Source organism: Agrobacterium sp. SORGH_AS 787 (genome assembly GCF_030819035.1).
In the GTDB taxonomy this organism is placed as follows: domain Bacteria; phylum Pseudomonadota; class Alphaproteobacteria; order Rhizobiales; family Rhizobiaceae; genus Agrobacterium; species Agrobacterium larrymoorei_B.
In genome coordinates this window covers 175,701-189,443 of sequence record NZ_JAUTBG010000003.1, presented here as the reverse complement: position 1 = coordinate 189,443, position 13,743 = coordinate 175,701, and the positions used below count along the sequence as shown (strand labels likewise).

Below are 13,743 nucleotides of genomic sequence, written 5' to 3'. Positions count from 1 at the left end.
CCATGACTGGTTTCGACGCAATCTCTCTCGTTCGAGAGGACGTCACGATTCGAGAGCAGACCTTCGGACGGAGAGAGATCAGGCGTCGAAAGCTCCTGCACGAACAAGGACCTGCACCGCCTGTGCTGTGCTGCTGACTGCCAGGCGATGGCGAATGCGACGGAGATGATTTTCTACCGTACGCTCTGACAGCCCCAGCAACAGAGCCACATCGGCCTGCCGGCGGCCCGAAGCGATCCATCGGATGACTTCCAACTCGCGCACAGATAGCTGCATGGCAGAAGCAACTGCGGCGAAGCGAGACAGGCGCAGGCCGGCATGCAACGTTGCGGTCGCGATCAACGAGAGCGCGAGCTTTGCCTCCATGCCACTGTCTATCGTAGTGCCGCCGAAGCTCATTGCACCTATGAGGCCCGCGCGGCCAAAGATTGGTACTTGTAGTCCCTTGATGCCAGGTCCAATCGGACGCGCTACAACACGATAGGTTACCCGCTCCCCGTTCCCTCTTTTTATCCAAAAGAACGGCAGTTCTGTTTCCAGGACATGGCGATTGACTGGGCAGCGGGCCATATAGGTTTCTCGAGTAACTGGATCGCCATTTCCGAACCAGTCGCCCTCGACCCATAATATTTGCTCAACGAGCGCGTCACCAGCTGGCGGCGCGGTGTAGAGAACGAAACGGTTGTAACCCAGCGGGCGGGCAAAAGCCCGTACGGCCTGACAAACAGCCGCCATGTCATCGCTGCGCTCGATCGTAGCGACTGTTACGGTTATCTGCGCTAATGCCGACCCGCCTGTGGTCATCCCTCTGCCACTTCCGCAAGCAGAGTCTTGGCAGCCAGCTTACCGAGATTATTCGCTGCGAACGGGCTCGCCCCAGTGATCAACTTTCGATCCAGATGGGTGGACTTGTCAGGCTCAGTATTAGCGATTGTCACGCCCAACGCCTTCAGGTTCTCCCCGAAATGCCAAGTCAGATGGCCGGGCATATAGCCGATCTCAGGCGTCGTGCGGTCTGCCGCGTCGGGAAAGGCGGTGATGCTATATCCTGCGAAGGGAAATTCCTCTCCATCGACCTTGGGCGTGCAGGCAAGCAGTGCGGCCGGGCCGTGGCAGATCGAAATGATGTGGCGGTCATTATCGAGAGCCCAGCGTAGAACTGCGCCTACTTTATCGCTGAAGGGCAGGCCGGCCAGCGGCCCGTGCCCGCCGGGAATGAAGACGGCGACATAATTGCTGCCCGGACCAAGCGCTGCCACAACATTGGAAAGCTTCAATGGGTTTTGGAACTGTTCCAAATAGCCTTCGTGGAGGCCGGTAATTTCCTTATCTTCCTTTGGCATTGCCCAGAATTCAAATTTCACCGGATTGCCTGAAACGGTCGCTATATCGAATTCGAACCCTGCCTTATGCAGATGGTACATTGGTACCAGCGTTTCAATTGGGTGGTTGCCGGTAGAAAACAGCGTGCCGTTATCCATCTTAAGGTAGCGCTCGTCGGTCCCTATCACCAGGATGCGCCCAGTGCCCTTATAAGGTTTTGGATAATCGGTATCCTCAAGATCGCTTTTCGCGCTCGTAAATTGTGAGAGCGAAAACTTGGAGGGGAAGAATGCGTTGAACTCTGCCTCATCAGGTTGCGGGTCTTTACTAAGCGGAAGAATGCTCATTATTGGTCTCCTTTCTTGGGCAGAATAGAAGCCGCCTGACAGCTATGGAATGAGGGTTTTCCCTCAATGTAGGAAGCGACGCCGGGTTCCCCAACACGAGAGGATTCCCGTTTGTCGCGCTGGAGTTCACCGTTTCGAAGACTCTGTGGAGCGATGTCTGGTATGTGGGCGCGAAAGCGGGCCGAAGGAGATCATCCTTACGACCGCTTTGGGCTGAAAGCGGCCTGTCACTCGGCAGCCTCCATGCGGGCGAGCGCCTTCTGCCTTCTTGCATTCACCTCCGGATCGTTCATGAAATCCGTCCGTCGTCCTGGCTTGCGGCCGCGCTTTTGATACCCATTACTCTGGCTGCCATCCGGGATCTCAAACATGCTGTTGACCTGTCCGGTTCGGCGCGGACCACGTTTGCTTCGCTGTAAATCGCGACCTTCCTGCATTTGAGCAACAAGTGAAAGCATGTCATCCAGTCGCTTGTTCTCAACCACAGGCGACCGGTGGACGGAGCGAAGCGTGTCGAACGTCCTATAGGTCAGCGTAAAGCTCTCGTGCATGATCTCCAGGCGGCCGTCCGGATAATCGCAAACGATGAGTTTTTGACCAGCGAGCGCCATTGCCCGCTCCGTCGGATCGAGAATGAATATCACCTTGTCATAGCGTAACGTCAGGGATTGCGACAGCGTGCGGATCTCCTTGCGGCACATGGCACTGTCGAGGTTCTCATGAGCGGCGAGGGCACGGTGCATATCTTTCGGATTACGTGGTGGCTTGCCGAAACGAGCGTTGAAATCAATAATGAATTCCTGCGCGTAATCGTTGGCAGCGTCTATCGTGTCGATACCACGAAGCCGCAGCTCCTTCACTAATCGATCCTGCAGGGTCTGGTTGGCCCGTTCAACCCGGCCCTTAGCCTGTGGGGTGTTGGCGCAGATGATGTCGATGTTCAGCTCATAAAGCGCGCGTCCGAATTGCGTCAGGCCACTCGTGCGATCTTTCTGTGAGGCGTGCGTAGAGCGAAACACGCCGTGCTTGTCGCTGTAAAAAGCCAGCGGTTTACCCCATTGCTGTAAATAAGCCTTTGTCGCGTGCAGATAATCGAAAGTGTTCTCGGATCCCGCAAAGCGCAGATGTAGCAGCTTGCCGGTAGCGTCATCGATATAGACGAGAAGGGCGCATTTTGGTCCGCGGTTCTCGAACCACCAGTGATGCGATCCATCGATCTGCACCAGCTCGCCAAAGCAATCGCGCCGACCGCGTGGTTGAAAGACACGTTTCTTGCGTTCTCTCCGAGATATCCAGATGCCTGCCTCGGTCATCCACTGGCGCAGCGTTTCCTTGCCGATCGCTAGTTGGTGCCGCTCAATCAGCTTCTCACGAGCCAAGGTTGGACCGAAATCGGCATACCGTTCTCTGACCAGATCGAGAACGACGTTGCGAAGATCCTCGCTGTGACGCCGGTTGCTTGGTTGTTGGCGTTTCTTCGATACGAGCCCAGGTGTGCCATCGGTCTCATACGCTTTTAACAGCCGGTGCATCTGGCTTCGGCTGATGCCGAGGACGCCGGCGGCCTGGACGACATTCAGGCGCCGATCGTGAATCTTCTGGATGACTTCGAGGCGATGCAATTCTTTCTGCGACATGATGATCAAAAAGGACATAGCAACTCCGAACGTTCCTGACTGAAGTCAGGCTGAGCATCGTCGCATCCTTGCTCCCAACGTTGACATTGACCAGCGTCGTCGTGCGAGGAGAGTGTCGCATTTCTATCCGGCCCAACTGTCGCATTACTAAATGGGCGTGGAGAAGCTAACCCAAGTGCATCGCGCCTGTTTTGCAGGGTAGGCGATCACGCCCCATCCTGCAAATGCGCCATGAATGCCTCGGCCGGCGTCATGTATCCGAGGCATTTGCGCGGCTGATCATTGAGGTGGCGTGTGAGCTGGAGAAGGTCGCGTTGCGACACGGCCGCGAGATCTGTGGTGCCGGGCAAGTAGCGTCGAATGCGCTTGTTTGTGTTCTCGACTGTCCCTTTTTGCCACGGCGCACTTGGATCGCAAAACCAGCTCCTCGCACCAATCCCGTCTTCCAGAGCCCTGAAGCCCGCAAATTCGGTACCGCGATCAAATGTGAAGCTTTGACGCGCGAACGCCGGCAAAGGCGAAAAGGCTCTGATGATCTTGTCCATGATTGGCCCCGAGTGCCGGCTGGGGTTCTTGATAAGAACGGTGTAGCGGCTCTTGCGCTCCACAAGCGTGGTGACATTGGCATGGCCGAGCGGGCGTTCGAAGATGAGAAGGTCTCCCTCCCAATGCCCAAACCTCGATCTATCTCTAATGAAATCAGGTCTTTGGGATATCCGTTGGCTAGCGGGAAACGCGCCGTCGCGCGGCTTCCTGGAATGCATTGGACGACGCTTACGGCGGGCCTCAGCAAGATACTGATAAAGACCAAGCTCGTATTCTTCCTTGCTGTAGATAAAGCGGTAAATCGTCTCTTTGCACACGCGAATACGACTAAGCCCGTCCGATAGCAAACGTCCAGCAATCTGTTCCGGGGACCACCGAGCCTCCAACTGGTTGATGATCTGCGTGCGTAAAGCCGGATGACGCCGCAGCTTTCTCAAGCGGCATCGACGGTCTCTGGCGATGTCGTGAGCAACCGTGCTGTAGTAGCCGTCGTATTCGGGCAGTTCACGATCATGAAATGTGTTGCGCTTGATCTCGCGGTAAATGGTCGAGCGATGCCGACCAAGCTGACGGGCCATCTCGTTGACAGGCACTTTTGCCGCCACCAGCTGATGGAGGCGCCTCCGGTCGGCGAGGGTAATCTGCTTATAGCATCGAGACATGCCAAAATCTTCGAAGTGAAGCCATTGAAATTATTGGCATGTCGCACTTGGAAATAGAATGTACCCGCTACAATCGTTATGTTGCATAATATATATTATGGAACTTTATCGATAGCCTCTCTGTTTTAATAGCTTAACGAACAACCGTTGTCACGAGGAGAGAGAGAAGGCTATTCAGCCATTTTTTCCTCATCGCCTGCAACGCAGTTGGTCGTGAGCTTACACACGCCAACTCTCTAGATAGCACGAGTAGAGGTCTAATCTCGAAAAACCGTCCCCCATCGTGGCAACGATCAGCTTGACCGGCCCTGCGAGTTTAATGCCAAGCGCTGCGGGCTGGACCATGGCATTAACGTCTTCCTCAAGGACAATGCACGGGCATTGGCGGATTTGCGCATCTGGCGGACCAAGCGCCAACCTGACTTCGCGGACCGGGAAATCAACTTGTTAAAAGTCCTCGCGCCACTGCTCAAAAGCGCTCTGTCGGCCGCGCCCGACGTAACTCCCACTGCTCTTACCGATCGCGAGCGGGACATTGCCCTGCTGGTTTCGCGGGGGTTTGCTCCGACAAGGATATTGCGCGGGTTCTTAACATAGGTTTTGCAACGGTACGAACACATCTCACGCGCTGCCTCAAGAAGATGGGCTGCTCTAACAGGTCGGAACTCGCAGCCCGTGTCACTCGGCTCTCGCAATATTCAAACATTGGATTTTGGCTGAAGGACAGGCACCGGAATGTGCGCGCGATCTTGGCGTCCTTTATTGGGGCTGCGAAAACAGGCAGGGATCTCGCCTCATAGTGATTCCTGGATTGATCCGATCTTCTGAAGCTAGAGCGGATTCGTCGTAGGGTCTACCGCTGGCCCGTTGAGACTTGCCAGGACGTGCTCAACTAGATCGAAAGTTGATAGCCGGAAAGGCAAACACATCAGGAAATGGGTGCTGTCGCCGGTCGAGCTCCAAAGGCAGTAGAAGATTCGATGCGGGGAATCTGAGAAGCCGGGGTTATTTGCTCAACCCATCCAGCCAGTGTCAGAGAGCGACTGCGCCATGAAATGGAGCCCGGATCGCAATTGTTCACGCTGGATCATACCCCCAAGACATACTCTCACGTGCTCATCGGGCTTGCCCAAAACCGTGAAGGCATCCGACGGCATCAGGCCGACGTGGCGACCAGCCATTCGCCCCATCAGTTCCGCCCTGCTCGCTCCTTTTGGCAACTTTAGCCAAATATTGAAAGCTTCAGGCTCACCCTTGATGTCGAGACCCGAAAGAGTGTCAACCGCAACATTGTGGCGGAAAGCGCTTTCCGAACGGACAAAGTGGCGAATGGCGTCGGCTGTTCCGTCTTCAATCCACCGCGTTGCGAGCGCCATGCAGATCGGTGACGGCATCACAGCGCTAGCCCGCATCGCCTGGGATAGGGAATACGCAGCCTTGGCGTTAGGTGAGACCGTATAGGCGAGGCGTAGGCCTGCGCCCAGACATTTTGCCAGGCCGCCGATGTGCCAGGTAAGATCGGGAGCCAGAGTAGCAAAAGGGACAGGGGCTGCAGCCGGAATGAAGCCATACGCATCATCTTCAATCAACGGGAGCCTGTGGCGCAGCAGCACTTCGGCGATTTCCATGCGCCGGCCTCGGGGAATTGTCAACGTCGTGGGGTTCTGAACCGTGGGATTGAGATATAGCGCTTTCGGTTGGTGCAAATAAATAGCCGCATCAAGCGCATCCGGCAGAACGCCGGAAGCATCCATCGCAATTCCCACCAAGTGCAAGCCCATGCGCGCCGCTATCGCCCGCAAGCCAGGATAGGTGACCGCCTCGCATAGGACTACGTCGCCTGGTCTCGTCATTATTGACAGAAGCGCCGTCATCGTCGCATGTGCTCCTGGTGTAATCGCGATCCGTTCGAGGCTCGGTACCATTCCTCTTTTCGAAAGCCATGAAGACGCGGCGGCCTTGTCTTGCTCACCACCAGTTGTGGATTGGTAGCGGAGAAGAGAGATCAGGTTGGCTGAGACAGTCTGCAACCCATCCTGCATCCGAGCCACGAGGTCCGGATCCTGAGGCTCGGGAGGCATGTTCATTGACAAATCCTCGTCGCCGGCCCGACGTGGATCGATCCGATGCTCCTCCTTGGGTCGACCAAGGGCAAAGGTACCCCTCCCGACGTGGCTCTCCACCAGTCGACGCGAGTGCGCCTCGTTGTAGGCGCGACTGACGGTCGTGAAATCGATCCCCAGACGCTCGGCGAGCGTACGCTGTGGTGGCAGTCGGTCGCCGGCCGCGATATCGCCTCGCTTGATCGCCAGTTCGATTGCATCTGCTATTTGAAGATAACGTGGCTTGCCGTCAGGGCGGAGTTGCGGGATCCATTTCAACATACGATTTCGCGTCCGGATTACATTGTTTCTTATTGTATGGATGGTGAATCGTGGTTTCAAGCAAAAATTCGAGACAGTAATTCGCCCGGTATATCGGCAAAAAATTCGAATTTCACGCCGTATTTTTGGGCAGTCCGCATATTGAGAATGCAAAATCATAAAGGTTAGAAGAATTATTGTATGGATATTGAACTGCTTATTGATTCATTCAATTTCCTTCGTATCGTTTCCGCATCAACCCCGCTTAAGGAGATGCAGACATGCCTGAAGTAACGCAGCCGCCGCACAAGGATGGTGACTTCTTTGTCGACTACGAGTCCAAGGTTTTTGAGGACGTGAAAGCCGATCCTGGAGAAAAGGCGCTTGTTACCTTCCACACCGTGGCGTTCGAAGGCTCTATCGGGCTTGTGAACATTCTCAATGCCATCCGCCTTCAGCGAAAAGGCTATGAGACCTCGATCCTTCTTTACGGCCCGGGCGTGACACTGGGGATCCAGCGCGGCTTCCCCAAGCTCGGAGACGAGGCCTTTCCCGGTCATCTAAACTTCAACAAGAACCTCGAGCGCTTCATGAAGGAAGGCGGCAAGGTCTACGCATGTCGCTTCGCACTGCAGGCCCTCTATGGGCACGGCGAACCGGCTCTTATCCCCGGCGTCATCCCGATCCTGCCTCAGGACGTGCTGGACTGCGTGCTTCTGCACAAAAAGGCCAACGCCCTGATCATCGATACATGGACCGTCTGATTTGACCTCGGCACCCCGTTCGCAGCGGGCGGGGTGCTCCGTTCCAGGCAATGCGAAGGAGCCAGTCATGCCCAAAACAGTACGTGCCGCCGCCGTCCAGATCGCGCCCGACCTAACCTCGCGCGCCGGCACTGTCGAGCGGGTCCTGAATGCGATTGCCGAAGCGGCTGACAGAGGCGCCGAGCTGATCGTATTTCCCGAGACCTTCGTGCCCTGGTATCCCTATTTCAGCTTCGTTCTGCCGCCTGTCCAGCAGGGCCCCGAGCACCTGCGGCTATATGAAGAAGCAGTCACGGTGCCCTCGGCAGAAACACGGGCCGTCGCTGACGCGGCGCGCAAGCGCAATGCAGTCATCGTCCTTGGCGTCAATGAGCGCGACCACGGCTCGCTTTACAACACCCAGCTGATCTTCGACGCGGATGGCAGCCTGAAACTCAAGCGCCGCAAGATCACGCCCACCTATCACGAACGTATGATATGGGGACAGGGCGATGGCGCCGGTCTGAAAGTGGTCGAAACTGCCGTCGGCCGCATGGGCGCATTGGCGTGCTGGGAGCACTACAACCCCCTCGCCCGATACGCGCTGATGGCTCAGCATGAGGAAATTCACGCCTCGCACTTTCCCGGCTCTCTGGTCGGTCCGATCTTCGGCGAACAGATCGAAGTCACGATGCGCAACCACGCGCTGGAATCGGGCTGTTTTGTGGTCAATGCCACCGGCTGGCTGAGCGAGGAGCAGATCGCGTCCATTCACCCGGACCCCAGCCTGCAGAAGGGTCTTCGGGATGGCTGCATGACCTGCATCATCACCCCGGAAGGCCGCCATGTGGTACCCCCTTTGACATCGGGCGAAGGTATCCTGATCGGCGATCTGGACATGCGGCTCATTACCAAGCGCAAGCGGATGATGGACTCAGTCGGACACTATGCTCGGCCCGAACTGCTGCACCTTGTCCATGACACGACGCCCGCACGCGCACGCGAGCAGGTCGGCCTTTCAGGCGATTTTTCCGATGCGGATCAAGACAAGCTATTTGAGGAGGTTCAGGATGCGTGAGCTGCCATCGATAGATCCGGAACTCATCAACGACCTCCAGACACGAGGAATGCGGCTCGTCGATCCGCGTGCCGGCCACGAGAGCAGGCGCGGTGGCGCAGGTCCTTCCGACCATAAGGCGGTCAATTTTGGAGACACAACCGTGATGGTGCCGGTACATACCGCACCCGCATTCGACAGTCCCTATCTCGTAGAGGCGCCCGATGCCGAGGGCCGCGCGCGCATCACCAGGGAAGGATCCGAAGTCGCCCGAATTCGATTTCCCAATCGACCGCGCTTTTATGATCTAACGACGGCAGACGGCGTTCCGTACAACAAGATCGCAGTTCTTCATTCACGCGACGTCCTTGCCACGACGATTCTGCAGACCTGCATTCGTTATGAAAGCCGCAAGAAAACCTGTCAGTTCTGTTCGATTGGCCAAAGCCTTGCCGCTGGCCGGACTGTCGCGCACAAAACTCCCGCTCAACTGGCGGAGGTGGCAAAGGCGGCCGTCGAACTCGACGGCGTAAAGCATATGGTGATGACCACTGGCACTCCTGCGGGCAAGGACCGCGGTGCTGCCGGTTTGGCAGAGAGTGCGCGCGCGGTTAAGGCCGTGGTCGACCTGCCGATTCAGGTGCAATGCGAGCCTCCTGAAGACGATATCTGGCATGAGCGAATGAAGGACGCCGGTGCAGACGCATTGGGGATGCACCTTGAAGCGGTGACACCTGAAGTTCGCGACCGGATCATGCCGGGCAAGGCGAGCGTTCCGCTTGAAAAATACTTTTCCAGCTTCGAGGCCGCAGTCAAAGTGTTTGGGCGGGGCCAGGTCTCGACCTACATCCTGGCGGGTCTCGGCGATACGCGTGAAGCCATCCTGCATATGTCTACCCGACTGGTTGCAATGGGCGTCTACCCATTTGTTGTCCCGTTCGTGCCTATCTCAGGCACACCGCTCGAAAGTCACCCCGCGCCGAAATCCGATTTCATGGCCTCGATCCTCGCTCCCCTGTCGCAGATCATCATCGACGGCGGACTTAAGGCCTCGGACATCAAGGCGGGTTGCGGCAAATGCGGCGCCTGCTCGGCCCTTTCGACCTATGAGAAGCTGAGGATTCCGGCATGAGCCTTCTGGATCATACCGCTTTCATCAGCCCGGAGTTTCTGATCCGGGCGGCGTCCGAACCTTGGGAACTTCAAGGTGTATCTCGTCTCAGGCACCAGGTATTTGTAGACGAGCAGCGCATTTTCGTCGGCGATGACCGTGATGACATAGACAATATGGCTATCCCGCTTGTGGCCATCGCCACGTTGGCGGCCGAACCTGCGGAAGTGGTGGGGACTGTCAGGATCCACGAGCCCTCGCCCGGTATATGGTGGGGCTCGCGCCTTGCGGTCGCTCCCGCATATCGCAAAGTCGGAAGGTTGGGTGCGGAACTGATCCGGTTGGCGGTGAGCACCGCGAATGGCCTCGGGTGCCACGAGTTTAACGCCCATGTCCAGCTTCAGAACGTACCTCTTTTTCGCCGGCTGCATTGGGAGCTGCAAGGAGAGATTGACCTGCATGGCGTACGCCATATGCACATGCTTGCTTCACTCGACCACTATCCCCCGATATGTGACCCGGCCACCGGCTGGTCGACAAGAGCACGGAGGTCATGATGGACGTCCACGCCTTGGCTGCAGCACTTGCAGCCCACCCATCAATCCGCAGCAAGCTGGATATCGCCGGCACGACACGCGCGCTCTCGCTGTCAGCCGGAGCGCCTGGAATGCCCGGCGACGATGCCGCAGCAATTCCAGCCCCGGACGGCAGCTGGGATCTGCTGGCGGGTGAAGGTTTCATGCCGCAATTTGTGCAGGACGATCCGTGGTTCGCCGGGTGGTGCGGCGTGATGGTGAACCTTTCGGACATCGCAGCGATGGGTGGACGCCCGACCGCTCTGCTCGACACCGTGTGGGCGCCGAACGCATCATCTGCCGAGCCCCTGCTTGCCGGTCTGCGGGACGCAGCAATCGCCTACGGTGTGCCGATCGTCGGTGGGCATACGAACCTCCGTAGCAAAGATCTCAATCTTGCCGTTTCCGTGACGGGACGCGCGAAGAGGCTGATTTCCAGCTTTGCGGCCGCCCCTGGAGATGTGCTTATCGCAGCCGTCGATCATCGCGGGCATTACCGGCCGAGCTTTGACAACTGGTGCGCGGCCCTTGATGCACCTCATGAACGACTGCGTGGCGACTACGAGATCCTGCCGGAGCTTGCCGAGGCTGGTCTGGTGGATGCAGGAAAAGACATCAGCCAGGGCGGCATTGTCGGCACGACGCTTATGTTGGCCGAATCCTCCCGCTGCGGGTTCGACATCGAGCTTGCTGACATCCCGCTTCCGGCAGGTGTTGCAGTCGATCGCTGGCTGCGCAGCTTTCCGAGCTTCGGCTTTCTCCTTTCGGTCCGGCCGGAACTGGCAGACGAGGTCTGCGGCGTGTTTGCTGCCCGGGACATCAGCGCAGCTGCCATCGGTCGTGCAACGGACAGCTCCCGGATCGATCTAACGAGCGGTGGCGCCCGGGCAACTTTCTGGGATTACGCGGCAGCCCCCTATATCGCACTCGCAAAGGAGATAGCCCATGCCTGAAGTACGCTTCACCATTCGCTGGCCTGATGGGACGGAGGAGAGCTGCTACTCACCTTCGACCACCATAACGCGTCATCTCGAAGCCGGAAGCACCTATCCGATAACTGAATTTGTCGAGCGTGCCCGCACCGGTCTGAACGAAGCATCGGACCGCGTCACGGCGAAATTCGGCTTCGCCTGCTCATCCGCGCTCGACCAGCTGGCGAAGATTGAAGCGAAAGCTTCCGCTCAGCCGGCTGACGCCAAGGTCACCTGCCTCTCAATGTCATGAAAGGGTTTCTTATGACTGACGATACTGTACCGCACGTTCCAGTTCTCATCATCGGAGGCGGCCAGGCTGGTCTTTCTGTCAGTTGGTATCTGATGCAGGAAGGGATCGAGCATATCGTTCTTGAGCGCCACCGAAAGTTCGAAAGCTGGCGCAACAATCGCTGGGACAGTTTCTGTCTGGTCACACCAAACTGGCAGTGCCGGCTGCCAGGCTGGCACTACAAGGGAGCGGATCCAGATGGCTTTATGCTCAGACAAGAAATCGTAGACTATCTGGATGGCTTTGCAGAAAGCTTCAGCCCACCAATCCGCGAAGGGGTGGACGTCACGCATGTCTCGCCCCGCGACGGTGGTGGATATTGGATCGAGACCAGCTCTGGCAACTTGACTGCAGACCAGGTTGTGGTTGCGACAGGTGGGTATGACAACCCAATCGTGCCGTCCTACGCGGCAGATCTGGACGCCTCTATCCTACAGATGCACTCGCGCGATTACCGGCGTCCATCGCAACTACCAGAGGGCGGAACCTTGATTGTGGGTACAGGCCAATCTGGCGTGCAGATCATGGACGACTTTCATCTGGAAGGTCGTCCAGTGCACCTGGCAGTAGGGCCCGCGCCACGCAGCCCGCGCAAATATCGTGGACGCGACGCAACCGACTGGCTCTACGATGCAGGAACGTATGCCGTCACGATCGATAACCATCCCGATCCCATCAAAGCCTTGACCCAGACCAACCACTACATGTCCGGGCGCGACGGCGGCAAGGAGATTGATCTGCGCAAATATGCCCTCGAGGGCGTCCGGCTTTACGGATCTGTCGCGAGCGCCTTGGGCACAACGATGACGTTCCTGCCTGACCTCGAAAAGAACCTTGACGACGCTGACCGGAGCTATTTGGGTATTTGCAAGCAGATCGATGCCTGGATCGCCGCGCAGGCAATCAATGTTCCAGAGGCGCCCCCTTTCGAAAAGGTCTGGCGTCCCGCTCAAGAAATCACCGAAGTTGATCTGGCGGAGGCAGACATAACGTCGATCATTTGGGCGATCGGTTTCCGTCCGGATTATTCGTGGTTGAAGGTCGACTGCCTGGATCAGCGAGGCAAGCCGGTGTTCCGTCGCGGCGTAACGAATGCACCGGGTCTGTATTTCATTGGCCTTGGCTGGTTGAACACCTGGGGCTCGGGCCGATTTCTTGGCATCGAGGAGGACAGCCGGTATCTCGCCGAACACATTGTGGCATTCCAAAAAGACAGGCTGGCCGCATGAGAACCTCTCAGCTCGCCAGACATGAAGGAACGGAGCTTGTTGAACGCCACGTGCTTGGAATGGCGGAAATGGGCTACGGCGGCATTTCGGAGCAATGGCTCAAGCGACGCGCCGGTGATTTGCACTGGCGGCTCATCGCGCGCGCCATGGGACAGCGGGATGCTGTTTTCACTTGCTTAAAGGGCGAACCACTTTATGCGGCTTTTTGTGCGACCAGCTTGCAGCTCGTAAGACCTCATCTTCCCCGTCTGGGCGGGGAGATGACACTGGCTGCAGAACTCTTCCGCGTCGGTCACGGGCGTCTTGCGTCGCTTCTCCGCATCTATGCAGATGGTGATACTGTAGGTCGCATGATTTTGGTTTCGACCTTTGTCGCTCACGCAGAATCAGGCATCAATCGATCGGTCGTGCGCCGGAGCCCGCGAGTTCTGGCGATGCCCCCTGAGGCTCCGCTCACGGTTCGTCGAGTGGCGGAACAGGCTTCCGCCATCGCGCGTGAAATCCGCAATCACGGACTGCAATTCGCCGGCATGTCAGAAGCGCAAGCCATCCTGCCGTGCCCCGCAACAGACTTCAATGCTGCCGGACTTCTGTACTTTCCCAGCTACAGCGCTTTGGCGGATCGGGCGCTGTTCCAAGCAGGTGAAAAGAACACGCCAATGATAACCTGCCGGCACGTCGTTTATCTCGGTAATATAGAGCCAGGTGAATGGATGAATATCAACTTCCGAAATTCCCCAAGGAGCCACGTTATACTGCAACGGGGAGAAGACAGTAGGCCGTTAGCGGTAATGCGCGCCCGTTTCAATCGCGGCGACTGGAGCTTGGCGAAAGGCGTACTAGGGGACGGCCGCTCATAGTTCAAACGCTTGCAAATCCGTGGGCTG

The 13,743-nt window shown here is 57.4% G+C and carries 13 protein-coding genes; 8 read left to right on the top strand and 5 right to left on the bottom strand.

Translation table 11 applies throughout. From position 1 onward, the window contains the following. Positions 1-78: 78 nt before the first annotated feature. The 5 genes from QE435_RS24385 to QE435_RS24365 form a co-directional block, all read right to left on the bottom strand. Positions 79-804 carry a PA1136 family autoinducer-binding transcriptional regulator gene (locus QE435_RS24385; RefSeq protein WP_349043096.1) on the bottom strand — a complete coding sequence of 242 codons (726 nt, stop codon included), beginning with the start codon at positions 802-804 and terminating at the stop codon, positions 79-81. Further along, positions 801-1,670, bottom strand: a complete 870-nt coding sequence (gene hchA, locus QE435_RS24380; protein WP_349043095.1) for a glyoxalase III HchA — start codon at positions 1,668-1,670, stop codon at positions 801-803. The genes QE435_RS24385 and hchA overlap by 4 nt, the downstream gene beginning before the upstream one ends. Positions 1,671-1,897: 227 nt before the next feature. Next, a complete protein-coding gene (locus QE435_RS24375; RefSeq protein WP_349043094.1) occupies positions 1,898-3,325 on the bottom strand; it encodes an ISNCY family transposase in 1,428 nt (475 codons plus the stop codon). Between the two features lie 188 nt (positions 3,326-3,513). Further along, a complete protein-coding gene (locus QE435_RS24370; RefSeq protein WP_349043093.1) occupies positions 3,514-4,515 on the bottom strand; it encodes an IS30 family transposase in 1,002 nt (333 codons plus the stop codon). Positions 4,516-5,528: 1,013 nt separating this feature from the next. Continuing rightward, positions 5,529-6,899, bottom strand: coding sequence for a PLP-dependent aminotransferase family protein (locus QE435_RS24365; protein WP_349043092.1), 1,371 nt, complete (start codon positions 6,897-6,899; stop codon positions 5,529-5,531). A 260-nt stretch (positions 6,900-7,159) separates the two neighbouring features. On the opposite strand from QE435_RS24365, the gene QE435_RS24360 reads away from it, so the two are divergent. The 8 genes from QE435_RS24360 to QE435_RS24325 all read left to right on the top strand — a co-directional run bounded on the left by QE435_RS24360 (position 7,160) and on the right by QE435_RS24325 (position 13,716). Further along, complete coding sequence (locus tag QE435_RS24360) at positions 7,160-7,642, top strand: MSMEG_0572/Sll0783 family nitrogen starvation response protein (protein WP_349043091.1); 483 nt, start codon at positions 7,160-7,162, stop codon at positions 7,640-7,642. A gap of 67 nt (positions 7,643-7,709) precedes the next feature. Then, a complete protein-coding gene (locus QE435_RS24355) occupies positions 7,710-8,699 on the top strand; it encodes a Nit6803 family nitrilase (protein ID WP_349043090.1) in 990 nt (329 codons plus the stop codon). Continuing rightward, positions 8,692-9,810: an MSMEG_0568 family radical SAM protein gene (locus QE435_RS24350; RefSeq protein ID WP_349043089.1), complete on the top strand. Its 1,119-nt coding sequence runs from the start codon at positions 8,692-8,694 to the stop codon at positions 9,808-9,810. The genes QE435_RS24355 and QE435_RS24350 overlap by 8 nt, the downstream gene beginning before the upstream one ends. Beyond that, positions 9,807-10,346 carry an MSMEG_0567/Sll0786 family nitrogen starvation N-acetyltransferase gene (locus QE435_RS24345; RefSeq protein ID WP_349043088.1) on the top strand — a complete coding sequence of 180 codons (540 nt, stop codon included), beginning with the start codon at positions 9,807-9,809 and terminating at the stop codon, positions 10,344-10,346. The genes QE435_RS24350 and QE435_RS24345 overlap by 4 nt, the downstream gene beginning before the upstream one ends. After that, entirely contained in the window at positions 10,346-11,317 is a 972-nt protein-coding gene (locus QE435_RS24340) for a sll0787 family AIR synthase-like protein (RefSeq protein ID WP_349043087.1), read from the top strand. The genes QE435_RS24345 and QE435_RS24340 overlap by 1 nt, the downstream gene beginning before the upstream one ends. Further along, positions 11,310-11,588, top strand: a complete 279-nt coding sequence (locus tag QE435_RS24335; RefSeq protein WP_349043086.1) for an MSMEG_0570 family nitrogen starvation response protein — start codon at positions 11,310-11,312, stop codon at positions 11,586-11,588. Before QE435_RS24340 ends, QE435_RS24335 begins: the two co-directional genes overlap by 8 nt. Then, a complete protein-coding gene (locus tag QE435_RS24330; RefSeq protein WP_349043085.1) occupies positions 11,585-12,856 on the top strand; it encodes an MSMEG_0569 family flavin-dependent oxidoreductase in 1,272 nt (423 codons plus the stop codon). Before QE435_RS24335 ends, QE435_RS24330 begins: the two co-directional genes overlap by 4 nt. Beyond that, positions 12,853-13,716 (top strand): Pnap_2097 family protein, encoded by an 864-nt coding sequence (locus QE435_RS24325; RefSeq protein WP_349043084.1) that lies wholly within the window; start codon positions 12,853-12,855, stop codon positions 13,714-13,716. The genes QE435_RS24330 and QE435_RS24325 overlap by 4 nt, the downstream gene beginning before the upstream one ends. Positions 13,717-13,743: the final 27 nt, after the last annotated feature.

Bases quoted from the DNA above. Each gene is read 5' to 3' on its own strand.
- QE435_RS24355 (WP_349043090.1), top strand. From the start codon at position 7,710: ATGCCCAAAACAGTACGTGCCGCCGCCGTCCAGATCGCGCCCGACCTA.
- QE435_RS24370 (WP_349043093.1), bottom strand. From the start codon at position 4,515: ATGTCTCGATGCTATAAGCAGATTACCCTCGCCGACCGGAGGCGCCTC.
- QE435_RS24360 (WP_349043091.1), top strand. From the start codon at position 7,160: ATGCCTGAAGTAACGCAGCCGCCGCACAAGGATGGTGACTTCTTTGTC.
- QE435_RS24375 (WP_349043094.1), bottom strand. From the start codon at position 3,325: ATGTCCTTTTTGATCATCATGTCGCAGAAAGAATTGCATCGCCTCGAA.
- QE435_RS24330 (WP_349043085.1), top strand. From the start codon at position 11,585: ATGAAAGGGTTTCTTATGACTGACGATACTGTACCGCACGTTCCAGTT.
- QE435_RS24325 (WP_349043084.1), top strand. From the start codon at position 12,853: ATGAGAACCTCTCAGCTCGCCAGACATGAAGGAACGGAGCTTGTTGAA.
- QE435_RS24335 (WP_349043086.1), top strand. From the start codon at position 11,310: ATGCCTGAAGTACGCTTCACCATTCGCTGGCCTGATGGGACGGAGGAG.
- QE435_RS24385 (WP_349043096.1), bottom strand. From the start codon at position 804: ATGACCACAGGCGGGTCGGCATTAGCGCAGATAACCGTAACAGTCGCT.
- QE435_RS24350 (WP_349043089.1), top strand. From the start codon at position 8,692: ATGCGTGAGCTGCCATCGATAGATCCGGAACTCATCAACGACCTCCAG.
- QE435_RS24340 (WP_349043087.1), top strand. From the start codon at position 10,346: ATGGACGTCCACGCCTTGGCTGCAGCACTTGCAGCCCACCCATCAATC.
- QE435_RS24345 (WP_349043088.1), top strand. From the start codon at position 9,807: ATGAGCCTTCTGGATCATACCGCTTTCATCAGCCCGGAGTTTCTGATC.
- hchA (WP_349043095.1), bottom strand. From the start codon at position 1,670: ATGAGCATTCTTCCGCTTAGTAAAGACCCGCAACCTGATGAGGCAGAG.
- QE435_RS24365 (WP_349043092.1), bottom strand. From the start codon at position 6,899: ATGTTGAAATGGATCCCGCAACTCCGCCCTGACGGCAAGCCACGTTAT.